General features: G+C 65.8%; 24 protein-coding genes. 16 read left to right on the top strand and 8 right to left on the bottom strand.

Annotation, left to right across the window (positions count from 1 at the left end; all coding sequences use genetic code 11):
- Positions 1 to 111: 111 nt before the first annotated feature.
- Positions 112 to 1,371, bottom strand: a complete 1,260-nt coding sequence (locus tag LDO54_RS32585) for an SGNH/GDSL hydrolase family protein (RefSeq protein WP_224015883.1) — start codon at positions 1,369 to 1,371, stop codon at positions 112 to 114.
- A gap of 271 nt (positions 1,372 to 1,642) precedes the next feature.
- Between LDO54_RS32585 and paaA the strand changes: the two genes are divergently transcribed.
- The 8 genes from paaA (at position 1,643) to LDO54_RS32545 (ending at position 8,094) form a co-directional block, all read left to right on the top strand.
- Complete coding sequence (paaA, locus tag LDO54_RS32580) at positions 1,643 to 2,641, top strand: 1,2-phenylacetyl-CoA epoxidase subunit PaaA (RefSeq protein ID WP_224015881.1); 999 nt, start codon at positions 1,643 to 1,645, stop codon at positions 2,639 to 2,641.
- Positions 2,642 to 2,671: 30 nt separating this feature from the next.
- On the top strand, positions 2,672 to 2,956 hold the full coding sequence (gene paaB, locus LDO54_RS32575; protein WP_065061092.1) for a 1,2-phenylacetyl-CoA epoxidase subunit PaaB: 285 nt from the start codon (positions 2,672 to 2,674) through the stop codon (positions 2,954 to 2,956).
- 10 nt (positions 2,957 to 2,966) lie between these two features.
- A complete protein-coding gene (gene paaC, locus LDO54_RS32570; RefSeq protein ID WP_224015879.1) occupies positions 2,967 to 3,773 on the top strand; it encodes a 1,2-phenylacetyl-CoA epoxidase subunit PaaC in 807 nt (268 codons plus the stop codon).
- A 35-nt stretch (positions 3,774 to 3,808) separates the two neighbouring features.
- The gene (gene paaD / locus LDO54_RS32565; protein WP_321787677.1) at positions 3,809 to 4,342 is read left to right on the top strand and encodes a 1,2-phenylacetyl-CoA epoxidase subunit PaaD; all 534 of its coding nucleotides are present in this window, start codon (positions 3,809 to 3,811) and stop codon (positions 4,340 to 4,342) included.
- Position 4,343: 1 nt separating this feature from the next.
- On the top strand, positions 4,344 to 5,432 hold the full coding sequence (paaE, locus tag LDO54_RS32560) for a 1,2-phenylacetyl-CoA epoxidase subunit PaaE (protein ID WP_224015873.1): 1,089 nt from the start codon (positions 4,344 to 4,346) through the stop codon (positions 5,430 to 5,432).
- Positions 5,433 to 5,675: 243 nt separating this feature from the next.
- Complete coding sequence (locus LDO54_RS32555; protein WP_224015871.1) at positions 5,676 to 6,509, top strand: DUF1835 domain-containing protein; 834 nt, start codon at positions 5,676 to 5,678, stop codon at positions 6,507 to 6,509.
- Between the two features lie 56 nt (positions 6,510 to 6,565).
- Entirely contained in the window at positions 6,566 to 7,168 is a 603-nt protein-coding gene (locus LDO54_RS32550; RefSeq protein WP_224015869.1) for a TetR/AcrR family transcriptional regulator, read from the top strand.
- A gap of 260 nt (positions 7,169 to 7,428) precedes the next feature.
- A complete protein-coding gene (locus tag LDO54_RS32545; protein ID WP_224015868.1) occupies positions 7,429 to 8,094 on the top strand; it encodes a GNAT family N-acetyltransferase in 666 nt (221 codons plus the stop codon).
- An 88-nt stretch (positions 8,095 to 8,182) separates the two neighbouring features.
- Here the strand turns inward: LDO54_RS32545 and LDO54_RS32540 are convergent, their stop codons facing one another.
- On the bottom strand, positions 8,183 to 8,677 hold the full coding sequence (locus tag LDO54_RS32540; protein ID WP_074982734.1) for an Lrp/AsnC family transcriptional regulator: 495 nt from the start codon (positions 8,675 to 8,677) through the stop codon (positions 8,183 to 8,185).
- A 142-nt stretch (positions 8,678 to 8,819) separates the two neighbouring features.
- On the opposite strand from LDO54_RS32540, the gene hppD reads away from it, so the two are divergent.
- Positions 8,820 to 9,917, top strand: coding sequence for a 4-hydroxyphenylpyruvate dioxygenase (hppD, locus tag LDO54_RS32535; RefSeq protein WP_224015866.1), 1,098 nt, complete (start codon positions 8,820 to 8,822; stop codon positions 9,915 to 9,917).
- Positions 9,918 to 10,110: 193 nt separating this feature from the next.
- Here hppD and LDO54_RS32530 read toward each other — a convergent pair whose 3' ends face one another.
- Positions 10,111 to 10,293 carry a hypothetical protein gene (locus LDO54_RS32530; RefSeq protein WP_224015864.1) on the bottom strand — a complete coding sequence of 61 codons (183 nt, stop codon included), beginning with the start codon at positions 10,291 to 10,293 and terminating at the stop codon, positions 10,111 to 10,113.
- A 420-nt stretch (positions 10,294 to 10,713) separates the two neighbouring features.
- On the opposite strand from LDO54_RS32530, the gene LDO54_RS32525 reads away from it, so the two are divergent.
- A complete protein-coding gene (locus LDO54_RS32525; RefSeq protein ID WP_224015861.1) occupies positions 10,714 to 14,316 on the top strand; it encodes an indolepyruvate ferredoxin oxidoreductase family protein in 3,603 nt (1,200 codons plus the stop codon).
- Positions 14,317 to 14,410: 94 nt separating this feature from the next.
- On the opposite strand, the gene LDO54_RS32520 is transcribed toward LDO54_RS32525, so the two are convergent.
- Both LDO54_RS32520 and LDO54_RS32515 read right to left on the bottom strand, forming a co-directional pair.
- Positions 14,411 to 16,684, bottom strand: a complete 2,274-nt coding sequence (locus LDO54_RS32520) for an NADP-dependent malic enzyme (RefSeq protein ID WP_224015858.1) — start codon at positions 16,682 to 16,684, stop codon at positions 14,411 to 14,413.
- A 515-nt stretch (positions 16,685 to 17,199) separates the two neighbouring features.
- Positions 17,200 to 18,594, bottom strand: coding sequence for an MFS transporter (locus tag LDO54_RS32515; RefSeq protein ID WP_224015856.1), 1,395 nt, complete (start codon positions 18,592 to 18,594; stop codon positions 17,200 to 17,202).
- Here LDO54_RS32515 and LDO54_RS32510 point away from each other — a divergent pair.
- Positions 18,593 to 18,736: a hypothetical protein gene (locus tag LDO54_RS32510; RefSeq protein WP_224015854.1), complete on the top strand. Its 144-nt coding sequence runs from the start codon at positions 18,593 to 18,595 to the stop codon at positions 18,734 to 18,736. The two genes, LDO54_RS32515 and LDO54_RS32510, sit on opposite strands and share 2 nt — an antisense overlap.
- 314 nt (positions 18,737 to 19,050) lie before the next feature.
- Positions 19,051 to 19,737 carry an orotate phosphoribosyltransferase gene (locus LDO54_RS32505; protein WP_027820532.1) on the top strand — a complete coding sequence of 229 codons (687 nt, stop codon included), beginning with the start codon at positions 19,051 to 19,053 and terminating at the stop codon, positions 19,735 to 19,737.
- A 181-nt stretch (positions 19,738 to 19,918) separates the two neighbouring features.
- Here LDO54_RS32505 and LDO54_RS32500 read toward each other — a convergent pair whose 3' ends face one another.
- Positions 19,919 to 20,617, bottom strand: coding sequence for a response regulator transcription factor (locus tag LDO54_RS32500; protein WP_224015851.1), 699 nt, complete (start codon positions 20,615 to 20,617; stop codon positions 19,919 to 19,921).
- A 308-nt stretch (positions 20,618 to 20,925) separates the two neighbouring features.
- On the opposite strand from LDO54_RS32500, the gene LDO54_RS32495 reads away from it, so the two are divergent.
- The 3 genes from LDO54_RS32495 (at position 20,926) to argC (ending at position 23,589) form a co-directional block, all read left to right on the top strand.
- The gene (locus tag LDO54_RS32495) at positions 20,926 to 21,540 is read left to right on the top strand and encodes a YbhB/YbcL family Raf kinase inhibitor-like protein (RefSeq protein ID WP_224015848.1); all 615 of its coding nucleotides are present in this window, start codon (positions 20,926 to 20,928) and stop codon (positions 21,538 to 21,540) included.
- A 225-nt stretch (positions 21,541 to 21,765) separates the two neighbouring features.
- On the top strand, positions 21,766 to 22,347 hold the full coding sequence (locus LDO54_RS32490; protein ID WP_224015846.1) for a flavodoxin family protein: 582 nt from the start codon (positions 21,766 to 21,768) through the stop codon (positions 22,345 to 22,347).
- 294 nt (positions 22,348 to 22,641) lie between these two features.
- Complete coding sequence (argC, locus tag LDO54_RS32485; RefSeq protein WP_224015843.1) at positions 22,642 to 23,589, top strand: N-acetyl-gamma-glutamyl-phosphate reductase; 948 nt, start codon at positions 22,642 to 22,644, stop codon at positions 23,587 to 23,589.
- Positions 23,590 to 23,916: 327 nt separating this feature from the next.
- Here argC and LDO54_RS32480 read toward each other — a convergent pair whose 3' ends face one another.
- Positions 23,917 to 24,288, bottom strand: coding sequence for a response regulator (locus LDO54_RS32480; protein ID WP_224015841.1), 372 nt, complete (start codon positions 24,286 to 24,288; stop codon positions 23,917 to 23,919).
- A gap of 289 nt (positions 24,289 to 24,577) precedes the next feature.
- The gene (locus LDO54_RS32475; protein WP_224015838.1) at positions 24,578 to 25,453 is read right to left on the bottom strand and encodes an NAD(P)-dependent oxidoreductase; all 876 of its coding nucleotides are present in this window, start codon (positions 25,451 to 25,453) and stop codon (positions 24,578 to 24,580) included.
- Positions 25,454 to 25,539: 86 nt separating this feature from the next.
- Here LDO54_RS32475 and LDO54_RS32470 point away from each other — a divergent pair, with 86 nt between their 5' ends.
- Positions 25,540 to 26,352, top strand: a complete 813-nt coding sequence (locus tag LDO54_RS32470; RefSeq protein WP_224015835.1) for a Mut7-C RNAse domain-containing protein — start codon at positions 25,540 to 25,542, stop codon at positions 26,350 to 26,352.
- Positions 26,353 to 26,384: the final 32 nt, after the last annotated feature.

Raw genomic sequence — 26,384 nt, 5'->3', positions numbered from 1 at the left:
ACCGACCCGCCGGTTTCTCGTCGCGGGCTTCGTTGCGGTACTGCGTGCAGCGAAGGGGGCGAATATTAGCGCTCCCTTCGCTACAGCGCAAGGGGGTAACTGAAGATTTCTTTACTTCCCTTCGAGCGCGGCCAGCGGCACCGCATTCGCCATAGCCGCGTAACCCGAGTCACTCGGGTGGATGTGATCGCCGCTATCGTACTCGCGGCGCAGACGCAGCGGATCGGCCGGGTCGCGCAACGCCGCATCGAAGTCCACCACGCCGTCGAACGCGCCACTCGTGCGGATCCACTGATTCGCCCTGGCGCGAATCTCCTCGCGCTGCGGCGGCAGCGCCGCCGGCGTGATCGTCGCGCCAAGAATGCGCACGCCGCGCGCATGCGCCATCGCGATCACGCGCTTGTAACCGGCAATCAGATCGTCGGCGTTCACGCGCGTATGTGGGAAGTCGCAGTCGAGCCCCGAGCGCGGCGGCATATCCTGGAAGTTGATGTCGTTGATGCCAATCAGCAGCACTGCCGTGCGCACGCCCGGACGCAGCGCGTCGCGCTCGAAGCGGCGCTCGAGCGCCTCGCCGTAACAGGGCGAATCGCTCAGCAGACGGTTGCCGCTGATCCCCATGTCGATGACCGCGAGATTGCCGCGCCCTTCGCGAGCGAGCCGCCGCGCCAGCGCATCCGGCCAGCGGTGGTTTTCGTTGAGCGACGAGCGCATGCCATCGGTGATCGAATCGCCGATGGCCGCGACCGTCGATGCCCCCGATGCCTCGACCGCCAGCCCCGTCACCCACGCGTACTGCGTGAAACGCTGATTGAACGCGCCGATCGACGGGTCCATCACATGATTGCCCGGCCGCGACACGTAATTCACCTGGCTCGCCACGCGGTGCCACGCGACCAGCGTCTGCTGCGGCCCCATATAGGCGCTGACCGCATACGGCGCACCGCCCTTCACGGCGATACGCACCGGATCGCTGTCCATCTCGCCGCCCGGCGGCAGCGACACGCCCTCGCGCCCACCGAAAGTCACGCGCACCGTCTGCGCCTCGCTCGTCGCCGAGCCGCCCGACGACGGCGCAATCGCCATCGCACCGATCATCAGCGGCGTAGTGCCGTAGACATTGCTGATGTGGATGCGCACCACGTCGCCGCCCAGCGTCGGGTAAATGATCTGACGCACGGTGCGTCCCGCCACGTCCGGCGCGCGATACAGCGGCGGCAGCGCGTTACGCTGCGGAATCGACTGAAGCGCGGTCGCCCAGCTCGTCACCCAGTGGCCGCCGGCTGGCTGTTCGGCAAAAGCGGGCGTCGCAGCGCCGAGCGCGACGAGAAAGGCGGCGCGGGCCGCGTAGTGTGCGAGGGAAATCTTCATCCGGGAGCGAGTGCGCAGGCAAAGCGCCCATTGTGCCGCATGCTCTGCGGCGCGACCTTCCATCCGCCTGACAAACCGGGCGAACGAAACCCACACGTCGACGCGCGCACCGGGCGCCAATCCCGCCTACAACTCAATCAGCGCGACATCGGATCGTCCGTATCGATCCCCGCGACTTCACGCCCTTTTATTCAAGCTCAAAATATTCATTTACCGACCGGTCGGTTGGTTTATACTGCGCTCCATACCTAACACCAGCGAGAGCGTCTCCATGTACACGCAATCCCTCGACATTCCCGGCAATGTCGCGCCGCTCGACGCGGGCGCCGACTCGCCCGAGCAAGTCCAGTTCGACGCCATCATGGCCGCCGACGGCAAGATCGAGCCGCAAGACTGGATGCCCGATGCCTACCGCAAGACGCTGGTGCGCCAGATCTCGCAGCACGCGCACTCGGAAGTCGTGGGCATGCTGCCGGAAGGCAACTGGATTTCGCGCGCGCCCAGCCTGAAGCGCAAGGCGATCCTGCTCGCCAAGGTGCAGGACGAAGCGGGCCACGGCCTCTATCTCTATAGCGCGGCGGAAACGCTCGGCGTCTCGCGCGACCAGCTGGTCGACGCCCTGCACGCGGGCAAGGCCAAATATTCGAGCATCTTCAATTACCCGACGCCCACGTGGGCCGACGTCGGCGTGATCGGCTGGCTGGTCGACGGCGCGGCGATCATGAACCAGATCCCGCTGTGCCGCTGCACCTATGGCCCGTACGCGCGCGCCATGATCCGCATCTGCAAGGAAGAGTCGTTCCATCAGCGCCAGGGTTTCGACGCCCTGCTCGCGATGATGAGCGGCACCGAGGCGCAGCGCGAACTCGTCCAGCAGGCCGTGAACCGCTGGTGGTGGCCGGTGCTGATGATGTTCGGCCCGAGCGACGCCGATTCGGTCCACAGCAACCAGTCGGCCAAATGGGGCATCAAGCGCATCACGAACGACGACCTGCGCCAGAAATTCGTCGACGCCACGGTCGAGCAGGCCAAGGTGCTCGGCGTCACGCTGCCCGACGCCGACCTGAAATGGAACGAGGCGCGCGGCCACTACGACTACGGCACGATCGACTGGGAAGAATTCTGGCGCGTCGTCAACGGCGACGGCCCGTGCAACCGCGAGCGCCTCGGCACGCGCGTGAAAGCGCACAACGAAGGCGCGTGGGTGCGCGAAGCCGCCCTCGCCCACGCAGAGAAACAGCGTCAGCGCGCCGAAAAGCACGCCGCGTAACACCATCAGAGACTCGAAGGAGACAGGAAGATGAACAAGGAATGGCCGATCTGGGAAGTGTTCGTGCGCAGCAAACAGGGGCTCGATCACAAGCATTGCGGCAGCCTGCACGCCGCCGACGCCTCGATGGCGCTGCGCATGGCGCGCGACGTCTACACGCGCCGTCAGGAAGGCGTGAGCATCTGGGTGGTGCCGTCGGCGGCGATCACGGCGTCGGATCCGAGCGAGAAGGCTGAGCTGTTCGAACCGGCGGGCGACAAGATCTATCGCCATCCGACGTTCTACACGCTGCCCGACGAAGTCAACCACATGTAAGAGCGAGACCATGACGACGCCCACGCAAGAACACCTCGCGTACGTGCTGCGCCTCGCCGATACCGCGCTGATCCTCGGTCAGCGCAACACGGAATGGTGCGGCCACGGCCCGATCCTCGAAGAAGACATCGCGCTCGCCAACATGAGCCTCGACCTGATCGGCCAGGCGCGCCTGCTCTACACGCACGCCGCCACGCTCGACCGCGCGCTCACCGGCCGCGAGCGCACCGAGGACGACTACGCCTATTTCCGCACCGAGCGCGAGTTCGCCAACTACACGCTCGCCGAGCTGCCGCACTTCGGCCCGCTCGCTGGCACGACGCATTCGGCCAACGACTACGCCGTGACGATCGTGCGCAACTTCCTTTACGCGTCGCTGATGGCGCATCTGTGGACCGCGCTGCTGCGTTCCGCCGATCCGCAACTGGCCGCGATCGCCGAACGCTCGATCAAGGAAACGCGCTACCACGTGCATCACGCGCGCGAATGGCTGATCCGTTTCGGCGACGGCACCGACGAATCGCATCGCCGCGCCCAGGCCGCGCTCGACTGGCTGATGCCGTACACGCGCGAATTCTTCAGCACGGACGCCGTGGAAGCGGCCGTGGCCGAGGCGGGCATCGCGCCGCTCACCGCGCAGTTCGAAGCCGCGTGGCGCGCCGACGTGCAGGCCGCGCTCGACGAAGCCACGCTCGTGGCGCCCGCGCCGGTCAAGCATGTGAGCACGGGCAAGCTCGGCGAACACTCGGAGCACATGGGCTTCGTGCTCGCCGAGATGCAGAGCCTCGCGCGCCAGCATCCGGGCGCGCGCTGGTAAGCCGCGCCGCCGCTCCACAGCAAGCTTCACAGGACATGACGATGCAAGCCACGGCAGACCGCGCGCTCGAACGCGCCTGGACAGCACTCGAATCGGTGCCGGACCCGGAGATTCCGGTGGTGTCGATCCGCGAACTCGGCATTCTGCGCGACGTGCGCCGCGCCGACGACGGCCAGCTCGAAGTGGTCATCACGCCCACCTATTCGGGCTGCCCGGCGATGTCGCAGATCGCCGAGGACGTCGCGCACGCGCTCGACGCCGCGCAGATCGCGCCGTACCGCATCGCCACGACCCTGACGCCCGCGTGGACCACCGACTGGATCACCGACGAAGCGCGCGAAAAGCTGCGCGCCTACGGCATCGCGCCGCCCACGGGCAACTGCGGCAGCGGCTCGAAACAAGCGGCCGAGCAGCCGATCACCTTCATGCCGAAACTGCCCGCGCCCGTCTGTCCGCGCTGCGGCTCGAAGCACACCGAGCGCCTCGCGCAATTCGGCTCGACCGCGTGCAAGGCGTTGTACCGCTGCCTCGACTGCCGCGAACCCTTCGACTACTTCAAACCGTACTGATATGGCCACCCCGCAATTCCATTCGCTGCGCATCCGCGAAGTACGTCCCGAAACCGCGGACGCGGTCTCCGTCGCGTTCGAAGTTCCGCCCGAGCTGCGCGACGCCTACCGGTTCACGCAAGGACAGTTCGTCACGCTCAAGACCCATATCGACGGCGAGGAGACGCGCCGCTCGTACTCGATCTGCGTCGGCGTGACCGATTACGACCGCGACGGCGAACTGCGCATCGGCATCAAGCGCGTGCGCGGCGGGCGCTTCTCGAACTTCGCGTTCGACCAGCTCGCACCAGGCCACGAAATCGACGTGATGACGCCCGACGGCCGCTTCTTCACGCACCTGAACGCCGATCACGGCAAGCATTACGTGGCGTTCTCGGGCGGCTCGGGCATCACGCCGGTGCTGGCGATCATCAAGACGACGCTCGAAACCGAGCCGCGCAGCGCGTTCACGCTCGTCTACGGCAACCGCAGCGTCGACCAGATCATGTTCGCGGAGGAACTGGAGGATCTGAAGAACCGCTTCATGGACCGCTTCCGCCTCTACCACGTGCTCTCGGACGATCTCCAGGACGTCGAGCTGTTCAACGGCGTGCTCGATCAGGCCAAGTGCGCGGCGTTCCTCGACACGCTGCTGCCGCCCGGCGAAATCGACGAAGCCTTCATCTGCGGCCCCGCGCCGATGATGGACGCCGCCGAGGCCGCGCTCTCGGTCGCGGGCGTGCCGAAGCCGAATGTCCACGTCGAGCGCTTCGGCTCGCCGCTGCCGCAGGCGGGCGTGCCGCCGGTCGAAATCACCGCGGATACGCCGGCCGCCGACCTGGAAATCGTCATCGACGGCAAGAAGCGCAAGCTGCGTCTGCCGTACGAGGGCGTGAGCCTGCTCGACGTCGGCCTGAAAGCCGGCCTCGCGCTGCCGTATGCGTGCAAGGGCGGCGTCTGCTGCACCTGCCGCGCGCGTGTGCTCGAAGGCGAGGTGAAAATGGACAAGAACTACACGCTCGAGGAGCAGGAAGTGAAGGACGGCTTCGTGCTCACCTGCCAGTGCCATCCGGTCAGCGAGCGCGTGGTGGTGAGCTTCGACGAGCGTTGATCGCGCGCTGCACGCCATTTGGCCGACCTCCGGCCGCATTAAGGGGCAAATCGTGCCTGATCGGAAATTAGCAGTGACATATCCGCTCTAGAGCAACAGCACGCTTTCGGCACTCAGGCGATCCGCTTACACTAGGGGCCGCCCGCGCCAGGCGCACTTCGCTGCGCCGCGCGGGCGGTCCCTTTTGTCTCTAGCGCGCTTGCAGGCGTTTATGGCGTTCATGGCGAGCGCAACGAGTTGTCGATGACCACGATTCACCTCATTCATGGCGAGCCGGCCGCCGCCGCGCTGCGACAGGCTCTCGACGCGGCGGGCCAGCCCGCCACGGGCCAGGCCGTGCGCGTGATCGCACTGAACGACGACCTCACGGTCGGTCCGCTGCGCGACATCGACGCGAGCGGCAATCCCGGCGCGGCGCAGCGCGCGGCGTTCTGGCAGCGCCTCGGCGCGGTGCCGGACACGCTCGCGCAGCACGACTGCGCGGCGCTCGCCGCCGTCGAAGCCGACGACGCCCATGTGGTGATCTGGCACACGCACGCCGCCGCCGACCAGCTCACGCTGCGCCGCGTCTGCTACCGGCTGCGCTGCGCGCCGCAACGCCTGAACGAAGTGCGCCTCGCCGCCGACGACCTGAGCGGCTCGCCGGAGCACGCGGCCGAACGCCTGCGCGTGCGCCTGCCCGACGCGGCGCCGATCTCCGTGCTGCGCATCACGCGCCTCGCGCTCGAATGGCAGGAAGCGAAGTTCGCGAACGGCGAAATGCGCCGCTGGCGCGACAACACCTTCACGAGCGGCGCATGGGCCGACCTCGACGCGCAGATCCTCGACACCCTGAATGCGCAATGTCCGGCCGGCGCGCCGTGGCTCGGGTGCGACACGCTCGGCGCGGCGCTCACGCGCGGCGCGGGCTTCGCGGTGCGCGAGCCGATCGTGCTGTGGCGCCTGCGCGAGCTGGCCGGCGCGGGCGAACTGCGCCTGAACGACGACCGCTGCGCCGCGCCCGCCGCCGGCGCCAGCGCGCGCTCGACGCGCCCGGCGCTGCCGCACACCGCCGCGCATCTGTCCCTTTCGCGCTGAATCCGCCGATTCCCTTAACCCCGCTGATCCTCGCCGATCTCCGCTGATCCCCAACAATGGCACGCACCCGAGCGCCCGACCACGAAACCCAACGCGACCAGATCCTCGAACTCGCTGCGGCCAAATTCGCGCAGACGAGCTATCCGAGCACGTCGATGTCCGATCTCGCGGCCGCCAGCGGCACGTCCAAAGCCCGCCTCTATCACTACTACGAGAGCAAGGAAGCGATCCTCTTCGATCTGCTCGACCGCTACACGAAGCGGCTGATGCTGATCATCGCGGAGGTGGAGGGCGCGAGCCAGCGCCGCGGCCTCGACGAGCGCGAGAGTTTCGCCGAGCTGATCCGCGCCTTCCTCGTCGAGTACGAGACCTCGCACAGCCGCCACGTGGCGCTGCTCAACGACGTCAAATATCTCGTGGACGCGCAACGCGAAATCATCCTGAACCGCCAGCGCGACGTGGTCGCCGCGTTCACGCGCCAGCTCGCGCGCGCCTATCCGGGCCGCGTGACGGCGGATAACCAGACCGCACTCACGATGATGGTGTTCGGCATGATCAACTGGACCTTCACCTGGCTGAAGCCGGGCGGACGCATGGGTTACCGCGAGTTCGCCGAACAGGTGATCGCGGTGGTCGATCACGGGCTGCAAACGGCCTGATATTTTTCGGGCCAGATAACGCGTCGATGTGACAATATTGCTGCGACGCAAAATGATGTGTAGTCACAACGGTTGACGCGTCAATCTATTCGCCACACATATCCCATAAAAATCAACAAGTTATCGCGCCATTTTTCTTAATTAGGCGCAACACTCAAATCCGTAATTCGGGTTTTCCCTAGATCGACCCCAGGGTTTCCGCTAGAATTCGTTTTGCGCCGCATCATGCGCCCGCAGTCCGATTCTAAGGAGAACCCATCATGAACAAGCTTTCGACCCAAGCCCACGCGCCGATCCTGCCGACCGGCCGCACGCTGTCGTCCGGTCATTCGCCTGTCATGGTGCGCGTCCTCACCTCGGCTGACCGCGACCGCTTGCTGAGCCACTTTCTCGCGCTCGGCACCGACGACCGCCTGCTGCGCTTCGGCCAGGCCGCGCCGGACCACGTGATCGAGAACTATGTGCGCGGTCTGGATTTCACGCGCGACACCGTGTTCGGCGTGTTCGACCATCAGCTGCAACTCGTCGGCGCGGGCCATCTGGCCTATCTGCCCGCCGACGGCAACGGCCGCACCGCTGAATTCGGCGTGTCGGTGAGCGAAAGCGCGCGCGGCCAGGGCATCGGCTCGAAGCTGTTCGAGCGCGCCGCCATCCGCAGCCGCAACACGCACGTCACCACGCTGTACATGCACTGCCTGTCGCGCAACTCCACGATGATGCACATCGCGAAGAAGTCGGGCATGAAGATCGAGTACGCCTACGGCGAAGCCGACGCGTATCTCTCGCTCGAACCGGCCGACCAGACCAGCATCATCGCGGAAATGCTTCAGGAACAAGCCGCCGTGTTCGACTATGCGCTCAAGCGCCAGGCGCGTCAGGCATCGCGTCTGATCGAAACGATCCTGCCGCAAGCCGTGGCAGCGTGACTCCTGCCCGGCTGGGTTGAATGAGCACCGGATAAAAAAGCGGCTTCGGCCGCTTTTTTTACGTCTGCCGCTATACGCCTGAAAACCCTCAAAGAATCGGCAGCGCGGTCGTTTCCTTGAAGGTTTGCAGCGAAAAGCTCGACTTCACGTCGATCACCGACGGATGGTGCAGCAACTGGTCCTGCACGAAGCGCGAGAAATGCGCCATGTCCTCCACCTGCACGCGCAGCAGGAAATCCATGTCGCCGGTCATGGCGTGGCAGGCCACCACTTCGGGCCAGGTCTGCACGGCCGCGCGGAATAGCTCCGCGTGCGTCACGCCCTCGCGGCCCGACGCCGTCGGCCCGCGCTTTTCCAGCCGCACGTTCACGTAGGCCAGCAGGTCGAGGCCGAGCTTTTGCGCGTCGAGCAGCGCCACATAACCGCGGATCACCCCGCTCTCCTCCAGCCGCCGAATGCGCCGCAGACACGGGCTCGGCGAGAGGTTCACGCGCTCCGCGATCTCCTGATTCGAGAGCCGGCCATTCTCCTGAAGGATCGCCAGAATTCGGCGATCAATTGCGTCCAATTCGATATCAGCCATTTTCTGCCACTCGATAAGTTATCGAAGGCATTTTATAGCTCACATAGTCCAAACCGCGACCCAGATCGCAAGTTTTCTCCCATATTGGACAGCTAGACTGGCCTGCACCAACCAATGATCTTGATCAACGCAGGAGACAGGCATGCAGGTCCCCACCTGGGAAAATCCCGTCGGCACCGACGGCTTCGAGTTCATCGAATACACCGCCCCCGATCCCAAGGCGCTCGGCAAGCTGTTCGAGCGCATGGGCTTCACCGCCGTCGCGCGCCACCGCCACAAAGACGTGACGCTCTATCGCCAGGGCGAGATCAACTTCATCGTCAACGGCGAGCCCGACTCGTTCGCACAGCGCTTCGCGCGCCAGCACGGCCCGTCGATCTGCGCGATCGCGTTCCGCGTGCAGGACGCCGCCAAGGCCTACCAGCGCGCGCTCGAACTCGGCGCCTGGGGCTTCGACAACAAGACCGGCCCGATGGAACTGAACATTCCGGCCATCAAGGGCATCGGCGATTCGTTGATCTATTTCGTGGACCGCTGGCGCGGCAAAAACGGCGCGCAGCCGGGCAGCATCGGCGATATCGACATCTATGACGTCGATTTCGTGCCGATCGAGGGCGCCGAGCAGCATCCGGTCGGCCACGGCCTCACCTATATCGATCACCTCACGCACAACGTGCATCGCGGCCGCATGGCCGAATGGGCGGAGTTCTACGAACGCCTCTTCAACTTCCGCGAAATCCGCTACTTCGACATTGAAGGCAAGGTGACGGGCGTGAAGTCGAAGGCGATGACCTCGCCGTGCGGCAAGATCCGCATTCCGATCAACGAAGAAGGCGGCGAGACGGCCGGCCAGATCCAGGAATATCTGGACGCGTATCACGGCGAAGGCATCCAGCACATCGCCCTCGGCACCGGCGACATCTACCGTACGGTGGATGGCCTGCGCGCCTCGGACATCGCGCTGCTCGACACCGTCGACACGTATTACGAACTGGTGAACCGCCGCGTTCCGGGCCACACCGAGCCGCTCGACGAACTGAAGAAGCGCAAGATCCTGATCGACGGCGCGCCCGAAGACCTGCTGCTGCAGATCTTCACGGAGAACCAGATCGGCCCGATCTTCTTCGAGATCATTCAGCGCAAGGGCAATCAGGGCTTCGGCGAGGGCAATTTCAAGGCGCTGTTCGAGTCGATCGAGCTTGACCAGATCCGCCGCGGCGTCGTGCAGGACAAGGCGTAAGCGCCTTCGCAGAAAACGGCAGCAGAAAGAAGAAAGCAAAAAGGGCGAAGATCACACGATCTTCGCCCTTTTTAGCTGGTGAATCAGTGCTTGAGTCCGCGGCCGCACACCCGGCCACGGTCTCGAATGAGTGGAATGCTGCGCGGATCAACGCGGCATTGCGCGCCGCTTCATGAGCGGCTTGTCGAGCGTCTTAACGCTCGGCCTTCGTGTTCTGCACGAAGTTCGTGTCGACCTGGGCGCACAGCGAGTACTGCGCGCACGACGTCGACGCATTCGAGCCGTTCCGGGTCGCGGCGTTCGAATGCAGCGGTGCGTTCATGGCGAAGAACGCTGCCGAGACCGTCAGGAAGGTCTGGATGTGTCGATTATTCATAGGTCCTCCTTTTTTCAGACTGCCTGCCACTGCGCAAAAAAGACGATCGCGCCCTGAATGTTTCGGGGCGCGGCGCGGTTCGCACAGATGAGGGAGTTAGACAGGATATTCAAGACGGGTTCCGGGTGAGTGCAACTTTTACACGTTGTTACCTCACACGAAATTCGGATACATCCTTTGTTACACAGCTCTGATGGGCGCTGAACATCATCTGATAATTTTGACAGACAGCGTCAGGATGAATGCTGCGATGCGTCAGAAAACGCCGACTTTGCGAGCAGAGGCGGCGGGTTTATCCGAGTGCTACTATCGAAAAAAAGAAGCCAATATGGCGACCCCGGCCAACGCATTCACAAGATGCCGAGGCCCTGAAGTTCTGGCGATCCCACAACGGATTGGTTGGATGGAGGAAGACACATAATGAATGCCCCGCTCGACGCAGGTCAGCGCGCTTCGCTCGAAGCCGCACTCGCTTCCGTCACGCTCGACGATAAATACACCCTCGAACGCGGCCGCGCGTACATGAGCGGCATCCAGGCGCTGGTTCGCCTGCCGATGCTGCAACAGGAACGCGACAAGGCCGCCGGTCTCAATACCGCGGGGTTCATCTCAGGCTATCGCGGCTCGCCTCTGGGCGGTCTCGATCAGTCGCTCTGGAAGGCGAAGCAGCATCTCGCCGCACACGGCATCGTTTTTCAGCCCGGCGTCAATGAAGACCTCGCCGCGACCGCAGTCTGGGGTTCGCAGCAGGTGAACCTGTACCCGTCCGCGAAACACGACGGCGTGTTTTCGATGTGGTACGGCAAAGGCCCCGGCGTCGACCGCAGCGGCGACGTCTTCAAGCACGGCAACTCGGCCGGCTCGTCGGCGCACGGCGGCGTGCTGGTGCTCGCCGGCGACGACCACGCCGCCAAGTCCTCGACGCTCGCGCACCAGTCGGAACACATCTTCAAGGCCTGCGGCCTGCCGGTGCTGTTCCCCTCGAACGTCCAGGAATATCTCGACTTCGGCCTGCACGGCTGGGCGATGAGCCGCTATTCCGGCCTCTGGGTCGCGATGAAGTGCGTGACCGACGTGGTGGAATCGTCGGCGTCGGTGGAAATCGATCCGCATCGCACGCGCATCGTGCTGCCCGAGGATTTCCTGATGCCCGAGGGCGGCCTGAACATCCGCTGGCCCGATCCGCCGCTCGTGCAGGAAGCGCGTCTGCTCGACTACAAGTGGTACGCCGGGCTCGCCTACGTGCGCGCCAACAAGCTCGACCGCATCGAGATCGATTCGCCGCACGCGCGCTTCGGCATCATGACGGGCGGCAAGGCGTATCTCGACGTGCGCCAGGCGCTCACCGACCTCGGTCTCGACGACGAAACCTGCTCGCGCATCGGCCTGCGGCTCTACAAAGTGGGCTGCGTGTGGCCGCTCGAAGCGCAAGGCGCGCAAGCCTTCGCGCGCGGGCTCGAAGAGATTCTCGTGGTCGAGGAAAAGCGCCAGATTCTCGAATACGCGATCAAGGAAGAGTTGTACAACTGGCCCGATGCGCAACGTCCGCGCGTGTACGGCAAGTTCGACGAGAAGGACGGCGCAGGCGGCGAATGGTCGGTGCCGATGGGCAACTGGCTGCTGCCCGCGCACTACGAACTCTCGCCCGCGATCATCGCCAAGGCCATCGCCACGCGTCTCGACAAGTTCGAAATGCCGTCCGACGTGCGCGCGCGCATCGCCGCGCGCGTGGCCGTGATCGACGCGAAGGAACGCGCGCTCGCCAAACCGCGCGTGCAGGCCGAGCGCAAGCCGTGGTTCTGCTCGGGCTGCCCGCACAACACCTCGACGAACGTGCCCGACGGCTCGCGCGCGATGGCGGGCATCGGCTGCCACTACATGACCGTGTGGATGGACCGCAGCACCAGCACCTTCAGCCAGATGGGCGGCGAAGGCGTGGCGTGGGTCGGTCAGGCGCCGTTCACGAACGACAAGCACGTGTTCGCCAATCTCGGCGACGGCACCTACTTCCACTCGGGCCTGCTCGCGATCCGCGCGGCGATCGCCTCGAAGGCGAACATCACCTACAAGATCCTCTACAACGACGCGGTCGCGATGACGGGCGGCCAGCCCGTCGACGGCGTGCTCACGGTGCCGCAGATCACGCATCAGCTCGACTCCGAAGGCGCGAAGAAGATTGTGATCGTCACCGATGAACCGGAGAAGTACGAAGGCGAAGTGGCCGCGAAACTCGCGCCCGGCGTGACGATCCATCACCGCGACCAGCTCGACGCAATCCAGCGCGAACTGCGCGAAGTCGCGGGCACGACGATCCTGATCTACGACCAGACCTGCGCGACGGAAAAGCGCCGCCGCCGCAAGCGCGGCACTTATCCCGATCCGGCGAAGCGCGTGGTGATCAACGAGGCCGTCTGCGAAGGCTGCGGCGATTGCTCGGTGCAGTCGAACTGCCTCTCGGTCGAACCGCTCGACACCGAGTACGGCACGAAGCGCCAGATCAACCAGTCCAGTTGCAACAAGGACTTCTCGTGCCTAAAGGGCTTCTGCCCGAGTTTCGTGACGGTGGAAGGCGGCCAGTTGCGCAAGCCGAAGGCGAGCAGCGCCGCGAGCGACACCATGCCCGCCGTGCCGACGCCCGACGTGCCCGCCATCGCGCGCCCCTACGGCGTGCTCGTGACGGGCGTGGGCGGCACCGGCGTGGTGACGATCGGCGCGCTGCTCGGCATGGCCGCGCACCTCGAAGCCAAGGGTGTGACCGTGCTCGACGTGACCGGCCTCGCGCAAAAAGGCGGCGCGGTGATGAGCCACGTGCAGATCGCCAATCGTCCCGAAGACATCCACGCGACGCGCATCGCGATGGGCGACGCCAAACTCGTGATCGGCTGCGACGCCATCGTGACCGCCAGCGACGACTGCGTCTCGCGCATGCACGAAGGCGACACGCATGTCGTGCTCAACAGCACGCCCACGCCGACGGCCGAGTTCATCAAGAATCCGCAGTGGCAGTTTCCGGGTTCGAATACCGAAGCCGATGTGCGCAACGCGGCGGGCACGGACAACGTGGCGACCGTCGATGCCAACCGCTACGCGCTCGCGCTGCTGGGCGACGCGATCTACACGAATCCGTTCGTGCTCGGTTACGCGTGGCAAAAGGGCTGGCTGCCGCTCACGCACGAATCGCTCACGCGCGCGATCGAGCTGAACGCCGTGCAGGTCGAGAAGAATCTCGCGGCCTTCGAATGGGGACGCCGCGTCGCGCACGACCGCGCGGCCGTCGATCAGCTGATCAAGAAGCCGCTCGCGGAACAAGGCGGTAGCGACGCGGGCGCGAAGATCGTCTCGCTGCATACGCCCAAGGCGCTCGACTCGCTCGTCGAGAAGCGCGCGCAGTATCTGGCCGCGTACCAGAACGAGGCGTATGCGCAGCGTTACCGCGCGTTCGTCGACGAGGTGCGCCGCGCCGAAGCGCAGCTCGAACACGTGGACGGCCAGCAGCCGCTCACCGAAGCGGTCGCGCGCAATCTGCACAAGCTGATGGCGTACAAGGACGAGTACGAAGTCGCGCGCCTCTACGCCGATCCGGCCTTCGTCGAGAAGATCAAGGCGAGCTTCGAGGGCGACTGGAAGCTCAACTTCCATCTCGCGCCGCCGTCGTTCGCGAAACACGACGACAAGGGCCGTCTGCTGAAGAAGCAGTACGGTCCGCGCATGCTCACGGCGATGCGCGTGCTCGCGAAGCTCAAGTTCCTGCGCGGCACGGCGCTCGATCCGTTCGGCCGCACCGAGGAACGCCGCCACGAACGCGCGCTGATCGGCGAGTACGAAGCGCTGATGCGCGAAGTGATCGGCGGCCTGCGCGACGCGAACCTGCCGCTCGCGCTCGAACTCGCGAACCTGCCCGACGCGATTCGCGGCTACGGCCACGTGAAGGAGAACAACCTCAAGGCCACGCGCGCGAAGTGGGCGACGCTGCTCGCGAAGTGGCGCTCGCCGGAAAACGGCGCGGCGCGGCACGCGGCTTGAGGCTTTCCTGAAGCGGTAAAAACAAAGGGCGCTCCGTGTAAAACGGAGCGCCCTTTTCACATCAGGCGGTCAATACGGCAAAAACCGCCGCGATTTACTTCGCCACGTTGGCGTTCGCCGAAGCGACCGCCGTCATGTTGATGATGCGTCGCACCGTCGCCGCCGGCGTGAGGATGTGCACCGGCTTCGACGCGCCCAGCAGGAACGGACCGACCGTCACGCCTTCGCCGCCGATCATCTTCAGCAGGTTGTACGTGATGTTCGCCGCTTCCACGTTCGGCATGATCAGCAGATTCGCTTCGCCCGCGAGCGTGGTGCCCGGGAACGACTGCTTGCGGATCATTTCCGAAAGCGCCGCGTCGCCGTGCATTTCACCGTCCACTTCGAGCTGCGGTGCGCGCGTGGCGATCAGCTCGCGTGCAGCCTGCATGCGCGCCGACGTCGACGAACGCACGCTGCCGAAATTCGACGACGACAGCAGCGCGACCTTCGGCGTGATGCCGAACTTCTCGATTTCGCGCGCGGCGAGAATCGTCATGTCGGCGAGCTGCTCGGCGCTCGGCACTTCGTTCACGTAGGTGTCGCTGATGAACAGGTTGCGGCCCGGCAGCATCAGCAGGTTCATCGCCGCGTAGTTCTCGGCTTCCTTCGCCTTGCCGAACACCTGTTCGACGAACTTCAGGTGATAGTCGAAGCTGTTGAGCAGACCGCAGACCATGCCGTCGGCGTCGCCCAGATGCACGAGGATCGCGCCGATCAGCGTGTTGAACTTGCGCATCGACGCCTTCGCGACTTCCGGCGTGATGCCCTGGCGCGCGCCCAGTTCGTGATACGCCTGCCAGCTTTTCTGGAAGCGCGGATCGTCTTCCGGGTCGACGATCTCGAAGTCGGTGCCCGCGCGCAGCTTCGAGCCCATCTTCTTCAGGCGCATTTCCACGACCGCCGGACGGCCGACGATGATCGGCTTGGCGATCTTCTCGGTCAGCACGAATTGCGCGGCGCGCAGCACGCGCTCGTCTTCACCTTCGGCGAACACGATGCGCGCGTTGTTGGCCTTCGCCGCCGCGAACACCGGACGCATCACCATGCCCGTGCGATAGACCGTCGCGCCCAGTTCCTCGCGGTACGCGTCCATGTCCTTGATCGGGCGCGTCGCCACGCCCGAATCCATCGCGGCCTGCGCGACGGCCGGCGCGATCTTGATGATCAGGCGCGGATCGAAAGGCTTCGGAATCAGGTATTCCGGGCCGAATTCGAGCGTGTGGCCTTCATAGGCCTTCGCCACTTCGTCGCCCTGATCGGTTTCTTCCGCGAGTTCGGCGATCGCGCGCACGCACGCGAGCTTCATCTCTTCCGTGATGGTGGTCGCGCCCACGTCGAGCGCGCCGCGGAAGATGAACGGGAAGCACAGCACGTTGTTGACCTGGTTCGGATAGTCCGAACGGCCCGTGGCGATGATCGCGTCCGGGCGCACACGCTTGGCTTCTTCCGGGCGGATTTCCGGCTCCGGGTTCGCGAGCGCGAGGATCAGCGGCTTCGTGCCCATTTCCACGACCATCTCGGCCTTGAGCACGCCGGCGCTCGAACAGCCGAGGAACACGTCGGCGCCCTTGATGGCGTCGGCGAGCGTGCGCGCGTCGGTGTTCGCCGCGTATCGCTGCTTCGACGGATCGAGGTTGCCGCGGCCTTCGTAGATCACGCCCTTCGAGTCGGTGACGAGGATGTTTTCCTTCTTCGCGCCGAGCTTGACCAGCAGATCCAGGCAGGCGATGGCCGCCGCGCCCGCACCCGAGCACACGAGCTTGATGCTGCCCAGTTCCTTGCCCACGACCTTCAGGCCGTTGAGGATGGCCGCCGAGGCGATGATCGCCGTGCCGTGCTGGTCGTCGTGGAAGACCGGAATCTTCATGCGCTCGCGCAGCTTCTGCTCGATGTAGAAGCACTCGGGCGCCTTGATGTCTTCCAGGTTGATGCCGCCGAGCGTCGGCTCGAGCATCGCGATGGCTTCGACGAGCTTGTCCGGGTCGCTTTCGTCGAGTTCGATGTCGAACACGTCGATACCCGCGAACTTCTTGAACAGACAACCCTTGCCTTCCATCACCGGCTTGGCCGCGAGCGGGCCGATGTTGCCGAGGCCGAGCACGGCCGTGCCGTTGGTCACGACGCCGACGAGATTGCCGCGCGAGGTGTACTTCTGCGCGTCGAGCGGATCGGCGTGGATCGCTTCGCACGCAGCCGCCACGCCCGGCGAATACGCGAGCGAAAGGTCGAGCTGGTTCGAGAGCGGCTTGGTCGGCGTAACGGAAATCTTGCCGGGCTTCGGATTCTGGTGATAAGCGAGCGCGCTTTGCTTCAGTTGTTCATCCATTTTCAGGCCTGCCAGGACGTGAGAGACGAGAGGAGTTTTATGATCGTATGCCGCCGGTCCGCGCGTCCGGGCACTTCGGCGTCGAGAGAAGCGTCGACTGACGAAACCACCTGTGAAACAGGCACGCGAGAAATAGCGGGCGATTAGTGTACACCTCGCTTCGTTTCAAACGACTTGGGTCAAAGACTGATACCAGGAATTTGCAGAACACATGTCGGGCGGCATTTTCGCGGGCGCGGCGCGCAGCGCGCGCGCCTGTTGCAGCGCAGAAAGAGGCCGATCGGCGGCGAACGGCGACGTTCGCGAAATCGCGGCGCAAGAAGCGTGCGATTGGCGCACGCGCGGCGCGGTGCGCGCGGGACGCATGTTGCGGCATTGTTGCGCGCGAGGTGTGGTTTTATTGCGCGCCGCGCGACGCGGCACGCATTTTCCACGCGGGCGTGTGCGTCGTTGCGCCGCATGTTTGGCCGATCACGCGCTCGCGCGGCGCACGTTCCGGTGCGGCGCACGCGCGCTCAGTCGAGCGCCGCGCCGCGGCGTTCAGGAATCAGAAAGAGCGTGGCGAGAATGTCGAGCACGTAGATCGACGCGAGCATCGCGAGCGCCGTCGCGAACGAATAGCGCGCGGCCACGGCGCCCACCGCGAGCGGCCCGAAGCCGCCCACTGCGCGGCCGATGTTGAACAGCACGTTCTGCGCGGTGGCGCGCGCGGCCGTCGGATACAGCTCGGAGATCAGCGCGCCGTAGCCGCCGATCATGCCGTTGACGAACACGCCCATCGCCGCGCCGCCGATCAGGAGCGCGAACGGCGTGGAAAGCTGCGCGTAGACGAATACCATCGCGACCGCGCCCGCCTGGTAGAACAGGAACGCCGGGCGGCGGCCGAAACGGTCGGCGGCCACGCCGAACAGCCAGATGCCGAGCGCCATGCCCGCGACGGTCGCCGCCGTCCAGAGGCCCGATTTGGTCAGCGAATAGCCGAACGACTTCGCGAGATAGGCGGGCAGCCAGATCATCAGCCCGTAGTAGCCGAAGTTCTGCACCGAGCAGAGCACCGCCACGCCGAGGCTCGCGCGCGCCGTGCGGGCGTCGGCGACCAGCAGGCGCAGCGCGCGCGGCTTGTCTTGCGGCGCGGCCTGCGCCACGCGCTCGCGGTGCGCGACGAACATGTCCGGCTCCTCGACGCGTCGGCGCACGAAGAACGATGCCAGCGCCGGCAGCAGCCCGACCGCGAACATGCCGCGCCAGCCGATCACGGGCAGCAGCCATGGCGTGAGCAACGCCGCCGCGAGCACGCCCGCCTGCCAGCCGAGGCCCACATACGACGACGCCCGCGCGCGCAGCCGCGCGGGCCACGCCTCGGCGACCAGCGCCATGCCGATGCCGAACTCGCCGCCCAGACCGATGCCCGCGATCGTGCGGTAGACGAGCAGATCGGCGTAACCGCGCGAGAGCGCGCACAGGCCCGTGAAGACCGCGAACAGCAGGATCGTCCAGGTGAGCACGCGCACGCGGCCGAAGCGGTCCGACAAGAGCCCGAACACGATGCCGCCGACGACCGCGCCCACCAGCGTCCACGTGACGAGCGAACCCGCCTGCGCGCCCGACAGATGCAGATCGGCGCTGATGGCGGGCAGCATGAAGCCGAGCATCAGCAGGTCGAAGCCGTCCATCGCGTAGCCCGCGATCGAGGCGATCAGCGCGCGCACGGCGTGGCCGCGTGGGGCGCCGCGAGCGTCGGAACCGTCGAAATCGGCGGATGGGGCCGCGTTCGCGTGGACGCTCGCGGCGGGCGCGAACGCGACATCGGCGGGCGTGGCGTCCGTCGCGTCCCGGGATTCGGAAGCGATTTCTGGCGGCGGGCCGGAAGGTGAGCCGGGACGTGACCCGGAAGGCGATGCAGGCGACATGGCGGACGAAATCCTGTGCTGGACGGGCGCGGACGCGCGCGACGCGGGCCCGGCGAAAACCGGCGTGAGTTTACTGGCGCGGGTGCGCCGTCACAACTCCGTCAAAAGCGCTGTCGAAAACGGCTGTCACAAAGGGCGGTGAAATGCCCGCCCGCGCCGCCGCGCGCGCTGATCGCGCCCCACCAAGGCAACGGACGCCGTCGGACGCTGTCAGATCGACTCGGTCAGATCGACTCGGTCGGACTGACTCGTCGGCGATCGTCAAGTCGGGTAAAATACCGGCCTACGCGCGCAAGAGAAGCCGCTTGGAGCGAGCGGGCCGTCTGGGCATCCCTCAGACGATCGACGCCCTCCAGGCCGCGCACCGCAGGTTCCGACGCAGACGAACCCGCCGTGCCAGCGCCACCGGGCCGAGCGCCCACCCTCCTCCGCACTCTCACATCCAAGGATTCGCCCATGACAGGCAACGATCGCCAGACGATCTCGGACGCAACCGCGAAAATGCTGCTCGAAGTGCAAGCCGTGCACTTCAACGCGGAAAAGCCCTTCATCTTCACTTCCGGCTGGGCGAGCCCGGTCTACATCGACTGCCGCAAGCTGATCTCGTATCCGCGCGTGCGCCGCGGCCTGATGGAGATGGCGGAAGCGACCATCCTGCGCGACGTCGGCTACGAGCAGATCGACGCCGTCGCCGGCGGCGAAACCGCGGGCATCCCCTTCGCGGCCTGGCTGTCGGACCGCCTGATGGTGCCGATGCAGTACGTGCGCAAGAAGCCGAAGGGTTTCGGCCGCAACGCGCAGATCGAAGGTCTGCTGACCGAAGGCCAGCGCGTGCTGCTGGTCGAAGATCTGACCACGGATAGCCGCAGCAAGATCAACTTCATCAACGCGCTGCGTACCGCGGGCGCGCAGGTGAACCACTGCTTCGTGCTGTTCCACTACAACATCTTCAAGGAAAGCGTCTCGGTCCTGAAGGACATCGACGTCGACCTGCACGCGCTCGCCACCTGGTGGGACGTGCTGCGCGTCGCCAAGGAATCGGGCTACTTCGAAACGAAGACGCTCGACGAAGTCGAGAAATTCCTGCACGCACCGGCCGAATGGTCGGCGGCGCACGGCGGCGCGACCTCGGCACCGCAGTAACGCGACAAGCAAGACGCCGCGCGCTTCGCAGGTTTCGCGCGCGCAAGCTAAAAAGGCCATCCGCTTCACGGCGGATGGCCTTTTTTCATGCTGCCGGGCGGATCGGCGACCCGGCGGCGATTGAGCCTGGATTGAGCCCGGATCGAACCCGTTTGCGCTCAGCTCACATCCGAAGTCACGCTCAAGTCGCGCTGCCGCCAGACATGCCCTCGTCCGGCACATGCGACGACAGATTGAGCAGCCCGTTGCTCTGCGCGTACTGAAAAAGCTCCGAGTCGCGGTCGAGCCCGAGCTTGCGCATGGCCGTGTTCTTCTGCGTGCTGATGGTCTTGATGCTGCGATTGAGCTTTTCCGAGATTTCCTTGATCGTCATGCCCGACACGAACAGCCGCACCACCTCGAGTTCGCGCTTGGAGAGGATCACCTCCTCGCTCTTGCCGCCGCTGTTCATGCGCAGCGAATCGAGCGCGACCCGCACCTGCGGGCTCATATATTCGAGATTGCGGCTAACGTGCTGAACCGCGAGGCCGATATGGCTCAGGTCGTCGGATTTGTGTACGACGGCGATCACGCCGAGTTCGCCCAGACGCTTGAGCAGCGCGGCGTTCTCGAGCATGGTCAGGACGACGATGGGAATCTGGGGATAGTTGCGCCGCAGATAGCCGATGAGCGGCAGGCCGTCGCCGTACTGGCCGCCCGGCATGGCGAGATCGGTGACGAGGACGTCGCAGGGCGTGGTTTGCAGCGCCTTGACCAGTTCGGTGGACTGACGGGCCCGCGCGACGACCTGAATGCCGGGAAACTTGAGCAGCGCATGCTCCGCGCCGAACAAGATCACCGGATGATCGTCCGCGACTACAACCCTGATTGGCTGCTGCATCACCCCTCCGTGTAGGCAGTCCTGCTTTGTGCTTGACTTCTGATTGCCCGCGCGCCTACGGAACACCCCGTTCCCGACACTCTCCGACATCCATCCCGACCGATTACTGCGCCTTCGCATCGCCTTGCAGGCGACGCAGAAAAGCTCGCGACTATAGCCGATTTCCCCCTGCGCAAAGTGCTCACGCGGGCGAAAGACATCATCGGAATACCGTTATATTGAACGAAATTCGATCTGGCGCACAATTCGCACGCGCACTGTCGGAGATATCTGAGATGCACTCGATCAACATACAGGAGAACCGGCTCATGCGTAATCGGCGTGTTACCGCTGGGATCGCATCCACGACAATCGCGCGCGCTCCTGTGACAGCCGTCAAGGCGGCGCTCGCCGGCGTCGCGCTGCTGTCGATCTGCGCGAGCGGGCAAGCGCAGGCTGCCGGCCATTTCGCCGTGAGCAGTACGAACTGGCAGGATGGCGGCGAGGCCGCCGCCGCGCAAGTCTTCAACGAAGGCGGCTGCGAAGGCCGCAACCATTCGCCGCAATTGAGCTGGCGCAATGCGCCTGCGGGCACGCGCAGCTTCGCCGTCACCGTCTTCGATCCCGATTCGCCCGGGCGCGGCTGGTGGCACTGGGCCGTCGCCGACATTCCCGCGCGCGTCGCCACGTTGCCCGAGAACGCGAGCGCGTCGGGCGCGCTGAAGAAACTCGGCGCAATCGAGGCGCGCAACGACTTCGGCGGCGAGGGCTACGGCGGACCCTGCCCGCCGCCGGGCAAACCGCACCGCTACGTCGTGACCGTCTACGCGCTGCGCGTCGACAAGCTCGCGCTCGCCCCGGGCCGGCCCGGCACGATGTTCGAGCACGAAATCGAAGGCGCCACGCTCGGCAGCGCGACGCTCACGGTCACCTACGGCCGCTGAGGAGACCGAACCTTTACAAACGTTTGTTGCGCGACGCCGCGCACGACGCGCACTCCGTGCGTTCCCGGTATTACGCGGCGATTACGTCGCGCATCGAAAAACTCTCCTTCTTCCCGATGCGCATCGCGGCGCGCGAAAGCGCCGCCGATCTGGTTACCATGACGCGACGCCACGCGCGTGCGCTTTCCCGTCGTTCTTCGCCGTTCAACTTCACTGGAGCCAGTTATGTCCCGGATCGTCATTGCGTATCACAGCGGCTACGGCCACACGAAGAAACTCGCCGATGCCGTGCACGCGGGCGTGCAGGCCGCGGGCGCGCACGCCACGCTGATCGCCGTCGCCGACATCGACGATGCGGGCTGGGCGGAGCTTGATGCCGCCGACGCCATCGTGTTCGGCGCGCCGACCTACATGGGCGGGCCGTCCGCCGACTTCAAGAAGTTCGCCGACGCAAGCTCGAAAGCCTGGTTCACGCAGAAGTGGAAGGACAAGATCGCGGCGGGCTTCACCAATTCGGCGACGATGAACGGCGACAAGTTCTCGACCATTCAGTACTTCGTAACGCTGGCGATGCAGCACAGCATGATCTGGACCGGCACGGGCATGATGCCGTCCAACACGAAGGCGGCCACGCGCAACGACCTGAACTTCGTCGGCGGCTTCACGGGCCTGCTCGCGCAATCGCCCGCCGACGCCTCGCCCGACGAAGCGCCGCCCGCCGGCGACCTCGAAACCGCGAAGGCCTTCGGCGCGCGTGTCGCGGCGGTCACGGCGCGCTGGCTCGCCGGGCGCGCGGCTGCGGCATAAACGCGAATCAAGCACCGATCAAGCAGCGTTCAAGCGCGGATCGAGCGCCGATTTCCGGTTCGCCAAGCGAACGTCCTGACGGGCGTTCGCGCCCCCGATCCCCGATTCGGCCTCCTCTTCGGCCTCCTCTCTAAGCCGATCTACGGGTAACGCCTGATTTTTTTCCGGCCAGCGTCACACGTGCAACGGCATACGGTCTTAAAATACCGTTCCCGCGCCCCATCGGTGAGCGCGCAGCGAATCGTGCTGCGCGGCAGGCGGCGCCCGCAATCCCCGCGTTTCAGAGAGAGCGAGATGAGCACGAAAGTTTTTGTCGACGGACAGGAAGGCACGACCGGCCTGAAGATTTTCGAATACCTGTCGCAGCGCGCCGACGTCGAGATCCTGCGGATCGACGAGGCCCAGCGCAAGGACGTCGAGGAACGCCGTCGTCTCATCAACGCGTCGGACGTGACCTTCCTGTGCCTGCCGGATGTCGCCTCGCGCGAATCGGCTTCGCTGGTCGAGAACGACCGCACGGTGCTGATCGACGCGAGCACGGCCTTCCGCACGCAGGCCGACTGGGCCTACGGCCTGCCCGAACTGACCCGCGCGCAGCGCGAGAAGGTCCGCGCGTCGAAGCGCATCGCGGTGCCGGGCTGCCACGCCTCGGCGTTCGTGCTGGCGATGCGCCCGCTCGTCGAGGCCGGTCTGGTCGCGCCCGGTTTCGCGGCGCACAGCTACTCGCTGACCGGCTACAGCGGCGGCGGCAAGAAGATGATTGCGGAGTACGAAGCCGGCGGCAACGAGAAGCTGATGAGCCCGCGCCCCTACGCGCTCAGCCTCACGCACAAGCATCTGCCGGAAATGGCCTTCCACGGCGGCCTCAAGCAGGCGCCGGTGTTCACGCCGATCGTCGGCCCGTTCTACAAGGGTCTCGCGGTCACGACCTATTTTTCGCCGGAGCAGCTCACGCGCCGCGCCACGCCGCAGGACGTGCTCGCGCTCTACAGCGAGTACTACGCGGGCGAGAAGTTCGTGCGCGTGATGCCGTTCAACGCCGATGAGAACCTCGACGCCGGCATGTTCGACGTGCAGGCGAACAACGACACCAACCGCGTCGACCTGTTCGTGTTCGGCAACGACGAGCAGTTCGTCACGGTCGCGCGCCTCGACAACCTCGGCAAGGGCGCGTCCGGCGCGGCGATCCAGTGTATGAACCTCGCGATCGGCGCAGCGGAAGACAGCGGCCTGAAGGCGTAGGGCCCCGCACCGCGATTGTCGCGGCGCAAAAAAAAACCGGCTTCGCAAGAGCCGGTTTTTTTATGCCCGCGCGATGTACGAACGAAGCGCACAAACCGTACAGGCAAAAAAAAGCCCGCCATGTTTGGCGGGCTGAATCCATATCAGAGGAGACATGGAGGAGACAAGGTGAAGTATAGCGAACTACTTGGTGCGACGCAACATGTAAAGTAGTGTGGACCCTGAACGTTGCGATTTAGCAACAGAATACGCGTCCTGAATTACCCGGAGAGGGTCTGGAGGGATGGACACGGGACGAGAAACGGCCGCGTCGCCGCGCCAAACGGCTTAGCCGCCGATCATCGAAAGAATGAAGGTGAGCTGGTCGAGCCCGACCGGGCGCACGAGGTGGACGTCGAAGCCGGCCGCAATCGCCGCGTCGCGATGCTGCGATTCGCCCCAGCCGCCCAGCGCGATCAGCAGCGGCATGCGCGGCGTCGCGCAAGCCTCGCGCAGCCGCTGCACGAGCGCGGCGAAATCGTCGTTCGCGGCCAGCGACAGCGCGACGATCGCCACGTCGGGCGCGAACCGCGCGGCCGACTCGACGGCGTCGTCCAGCGTGCGGGCCAGCGCCGTCGCGTACTGGAGATCGGCCAGCAAGGTGCCGAGTCCCGCCAGCGATTTTTCGTCGTTGTCGGCGATCAGGATGCGCGTTTCCATCCGCCGTCTCCCTGACTGCTCGTTGGCATCGACCTCGTCCCGATGATGTGGTGAGCGCGCTGCCCGGCGCGCGTTCGCTGACAACGCTCAATGCGCAGAATGCGCCCGCCGCGTTCTGTCCCACATTTTGCACAGGCGCACGGACGGACTGTGTGCGTCAGCACGCGGTCGTCTGATAATTTCGACCCGCGCCGAGGGCGGCAAGCTCCCGTGCTCACGCCCCAAATGATCCGATTGGCCCGAATCACCCGCGCGCGCGGCCGCGCATCCGCATCAGACGGCACGACGCTCAGTCGCCTCGCCCCGCGCGCCGCGCCGCGACCTTGCCGAGCACCGCGAAGTCGCGGTCGCCGTCGCCGTGCGCAATCGCTTCGAGCAGGCTGTCGCGCACCACGCTCGCGACCGGCAGCGGCGTCGAGACGGAATCGGCGGCCGCCAGCGCGAGCCGCACGTCCTTGAGCCCGAGGCGCGCCTTGAACAGCGCGGGCTCGTAGCGGCCCTCGGCGATCATGCCGCCGTAGCCCGCGTAGACCGGCCCCGGAAACGGCCCGCTGGTCACGACGTCGAGAAAATCGCGCATCGCGACGCCATGTCCGCCGAGCAGCGCCGCCGCCTCGCCGAGCGTCTCCACGGCCGCCGCCAGCATGAAGTTCGCCGCCAGTTTCATCACGTTGGCCTGCGGCGCCAGCGCGCCGATACGCCAGGTCTTCTGGCCGATCGCGTCGAACAGCGGCTGCGCGCGGTCGATGGCCTCGGCCGCGCCTGCCGCGACGATCGTCAGTTTCGCCGCCGCGGCCGCGTCGGGCCGACCGAGCACCGGGGCCGCCACGTAATGCAGGCCGCGTTCGGCGTGCTCGCGCGCGAGCGTTTCGGCGAGCGCGACCGAAATCGTCGCCATGTTCACGTGCACGAGGCCGCGCGCGGCGCCGGCGAGCAGCGCGTCGGCGATCACTTCGCGCGTGGCCGCGTCGTCGGCGAGCATCGAGAGCACGGCGTCGCCCGCGAAGGCCTCGGCCGGCGTGGCGACCACGCGCGCCCCGGCGGCGGCCAGCGCCTCGGCCTTCGCCGCCGTGCGGTTCCAGACCCGCACCGTATGTCCCGCTTTCAGCAGGTTGGCGACCATCGCGCCGCCCATTTCGCCGAGGCCGATAAAGCCGATGTCCATCACATGCTCCTTGTAGTGAGAACCGGCAGTAAAGCACAGCGCCGCGGCCTCTGCAGCGTGCCGGGAGCAGTGCCATACTGGCCGGCATGCGCCCCGCCGTCACCGCCACCTTCCGCTTTTACGAGGAGCTCAACGACTTCCTCGCGAGACCGCTGCGCCGGCGCGACTTCCGCTGCGCGTGCGCGCGCGACGCCACGGCCAAGCACATGATCGAAGCGCTCGGCGTGCCGCACACCGAAGTCGAGCTGATTCTCGTGAACGGCGAATCGGTGGGTTTCGAGCATCCGCTCGCCGACGGCGACCGCGTGGCCGTCTATCCGAAGTTCGAGGCGCTCGATATCCGCCCCTTGCTGCGCGTGCGCGCCGCGCCGCTGCGCGAGCCGCGCTTCATCGCCGACGCGCATCTGGGCGGCCTCGCGCAGCTGCTGCGGCTCGCGGGCTTCGACACGCTCTACGACAACCATTTCGCCGACGACGCCATCGAGGCGCTGGCCGCCGCCGAACACCGCATCGTCCTCACGCGCGACCGCGAGTTGCTCAAGCGGCGCGGCATCACGCACGGCTGCTACGTGCGCGCGCTCAAGCCGCGCGCGCAACTCGACGAAATGGTCGAGCGGCTCGATCTGGCCGCGAGCGCGCGGCCGTTCCGGCTGTGTCTGATGTGCAACGCGCCGCTGCGGCGCATCGCGCGCGACGAGGTCAGCGCGCGCGTGCCGCCCGGCGTATTCGAGCGCCATACGCGCTTCGTGACCTGCGACGTTTGCCGGCGCGTGTTCTGGGAAGGCTCGCACTGGCGCCGCATGCGCACGCTGATCGACGACGTCACGGGCAAGCCGACGACCGAACTCCCCTCCACCGACGAACCCGCCGCCGGAGACGGCACCGCTCTACCAACCTGAACAACCTGAGCAACCTGAGCGAACTGAACAAC

This window comes from Paraburkholderia tropica (assembly GCF_914484835.1).
Lineage (GTDB): Bacteria > Pseudomonadota > Gammaproteobacteria > Burkholderiales > Burkholderiaceae > Paraburkholderia > Paraburkholderia tropica_A.
This window is presented reverse-complemented; position numbering and strand designations above follow the sequence as displayed.

Bases quoted from the DNA above. Each gene is read 5' to 3' on its own strand.
- LDO54_RS32520 (WP_224015858.1), bottom strand. From the start codon at position 16,684: ATGGATGAACAACTGAAGCAAAGCGCGCTCGCTTATCACCAGAATCCG.
- LDO54_RS32480 (WP_224015841.1), bottom strand. From the start codon at position 24,288: ATGGAAACGCGCATCCTGATCGCCGACAACGACGAAAAATCGCTGGCG.
- LDO54_RS32555 (WP_224015871.1), top strand. From the start codon at position 5,676: ATGACCACGATTCACCTCATTCATGGCGAGCCGGCCGCCGCCGCGCTG.
- LDO54_RS32470 (WP_224015835.1), top strand. From the start codon at position 25,540: ATGCGCCCCGCCGTCACCGCCACCTTCCGCTTTTACGAGGAGCTCAAC.
- LDO54_RS32525 (WP_224015861.1), top strand. From the start codon at position 10,714: ATGAATGCCCCGCTCGACGCAGGTCAGCGCGCTTCGCTCGAAGCCGCA.
- hppD (WP_224015866.1), top strand. From the start codon at position 8,820: ATGCAGGTCCCCACCTGGGAAAATCCCGTCGGCACCGACGGCTTCGAG.
- LDO54_RS32475 (WP_224015838.1), bottom strand. From the start codon at position 25,453: ATGGACATCGGCTTTATCGGCCTCGGCGAAATGGGCGGCGCGATGGTC.
- paaD (WP_321787677.1), top strand. From the start codon at position 3,809: ATGACGATGCAAGCCACGGCAGACCGCGCGCTCGAACGCGCCTGGACA.
- paaA (WP_224015881.1), top strand. From the start codon at position 1,643: ATGTACACGCAATCCCTCGACATTCCCGGCAATGTCGCGCCGCTCGAC.
- paaE (WP_224015873.1), top strand. From the start codon at position 4,344: ATGGCCACCCCGCAATTCCATTCGCTGCGCATCCGCGAAGTACGTCCC.
- LDO54_RS32540 (WP_074982734.1), bottom strand. From the start codon at position 8,677: ATGGCTGATATCGAATTGGACGCAATTGATCGCCGAATTCTGGCGATC.
- paaC (WP_224015879.1), top strand. From the start codon at position 2,967: ATGACGACGCCCACGCAAGAACACCTCGCGTACGTGCTGCGCCTCGCC.
- LDO54_RS32530 (WP_224015864.1), bottom strand. From the start codon at position 10,293: ATGAATAATCGACACATCCAGACCTTCCTGACGGTCTCGGCAGCGTTC.
- LDO54_RS32500 (WP_224015851.1), bottom strand. From the start codon at position 20,617: ATGCAGCAGCCAATCAGGGTTGTAGTCGCGGACGATCATCCGGTGATC.
- LDO54_RS32510 (WP_224015854.1), top strand. From the start codon at position 18,593: ATGGCGGACGAAATCCTGTGCTGGACGGGCGCGGACGCGCGCGACGCG.
- LDO54_RS32515 (WP_224015856.1), bottom strand. From the start codon at position 18,594: ATGTCGCCTGCATCGCCTTCCGGGTCACGTCCCGGCTCACCTTCCGGC.
- LDO54_RS32490 (WP_224015846.1), top strand. From the start codon at position 21,766: ATGTCCCGGATCGTCATTGCGTATCACAGCGGCTACGGCCACACGAAG.
- argC (WP_224015843.1), top strand. From the start codon at position 22,642: ATGAGCACGAAAGTTTTTGTCGACGGACAGGAAGGCACGACCGGCCTG.
- LDO54_RS32505 (WP_027820532.1), top strand. From the start codon at position 19,051: ATGACAGGCAACGATCGCCAGACGATCTCGGACGCAACCGCGAAAATG.
- paaB (WP_065061092.1), top strand. From the start codon at position 2,672: ATGAACAAGGAATGGCCGATCTGGGAAGTGTTCGTGCGCAGCAAACAG.
- LDO54_RS32545 (WP_224015868.1), top strand. From the start codon at position 7,429: ATGAACAAGCTTTCGACCCAAGCCCACGCGCCGATCCTGCCGACCGGC.
- LDO54_RS32585 (WP_224015883.1), bottom strand. From the start codon at position 1,371: ATGAAGATTTCCCTCGCACACTACGCGGCCCGCGCCGCCTTTCTCGTC.
- LDO54_RS32495 (WP_224015848.1), top strand. From the start codon at position 20,926: ATGCGTAATCGGCGTGTTACCGCTGGGATCGCATCCACGACAATCGCG.
- LDO54_RS32550 (WP_224015869.1), top strand. From the start codon at position 6,566: ATGGCACGCACCCGAGCGCCCGACCACGAAACCCAACGCGACCAGATC.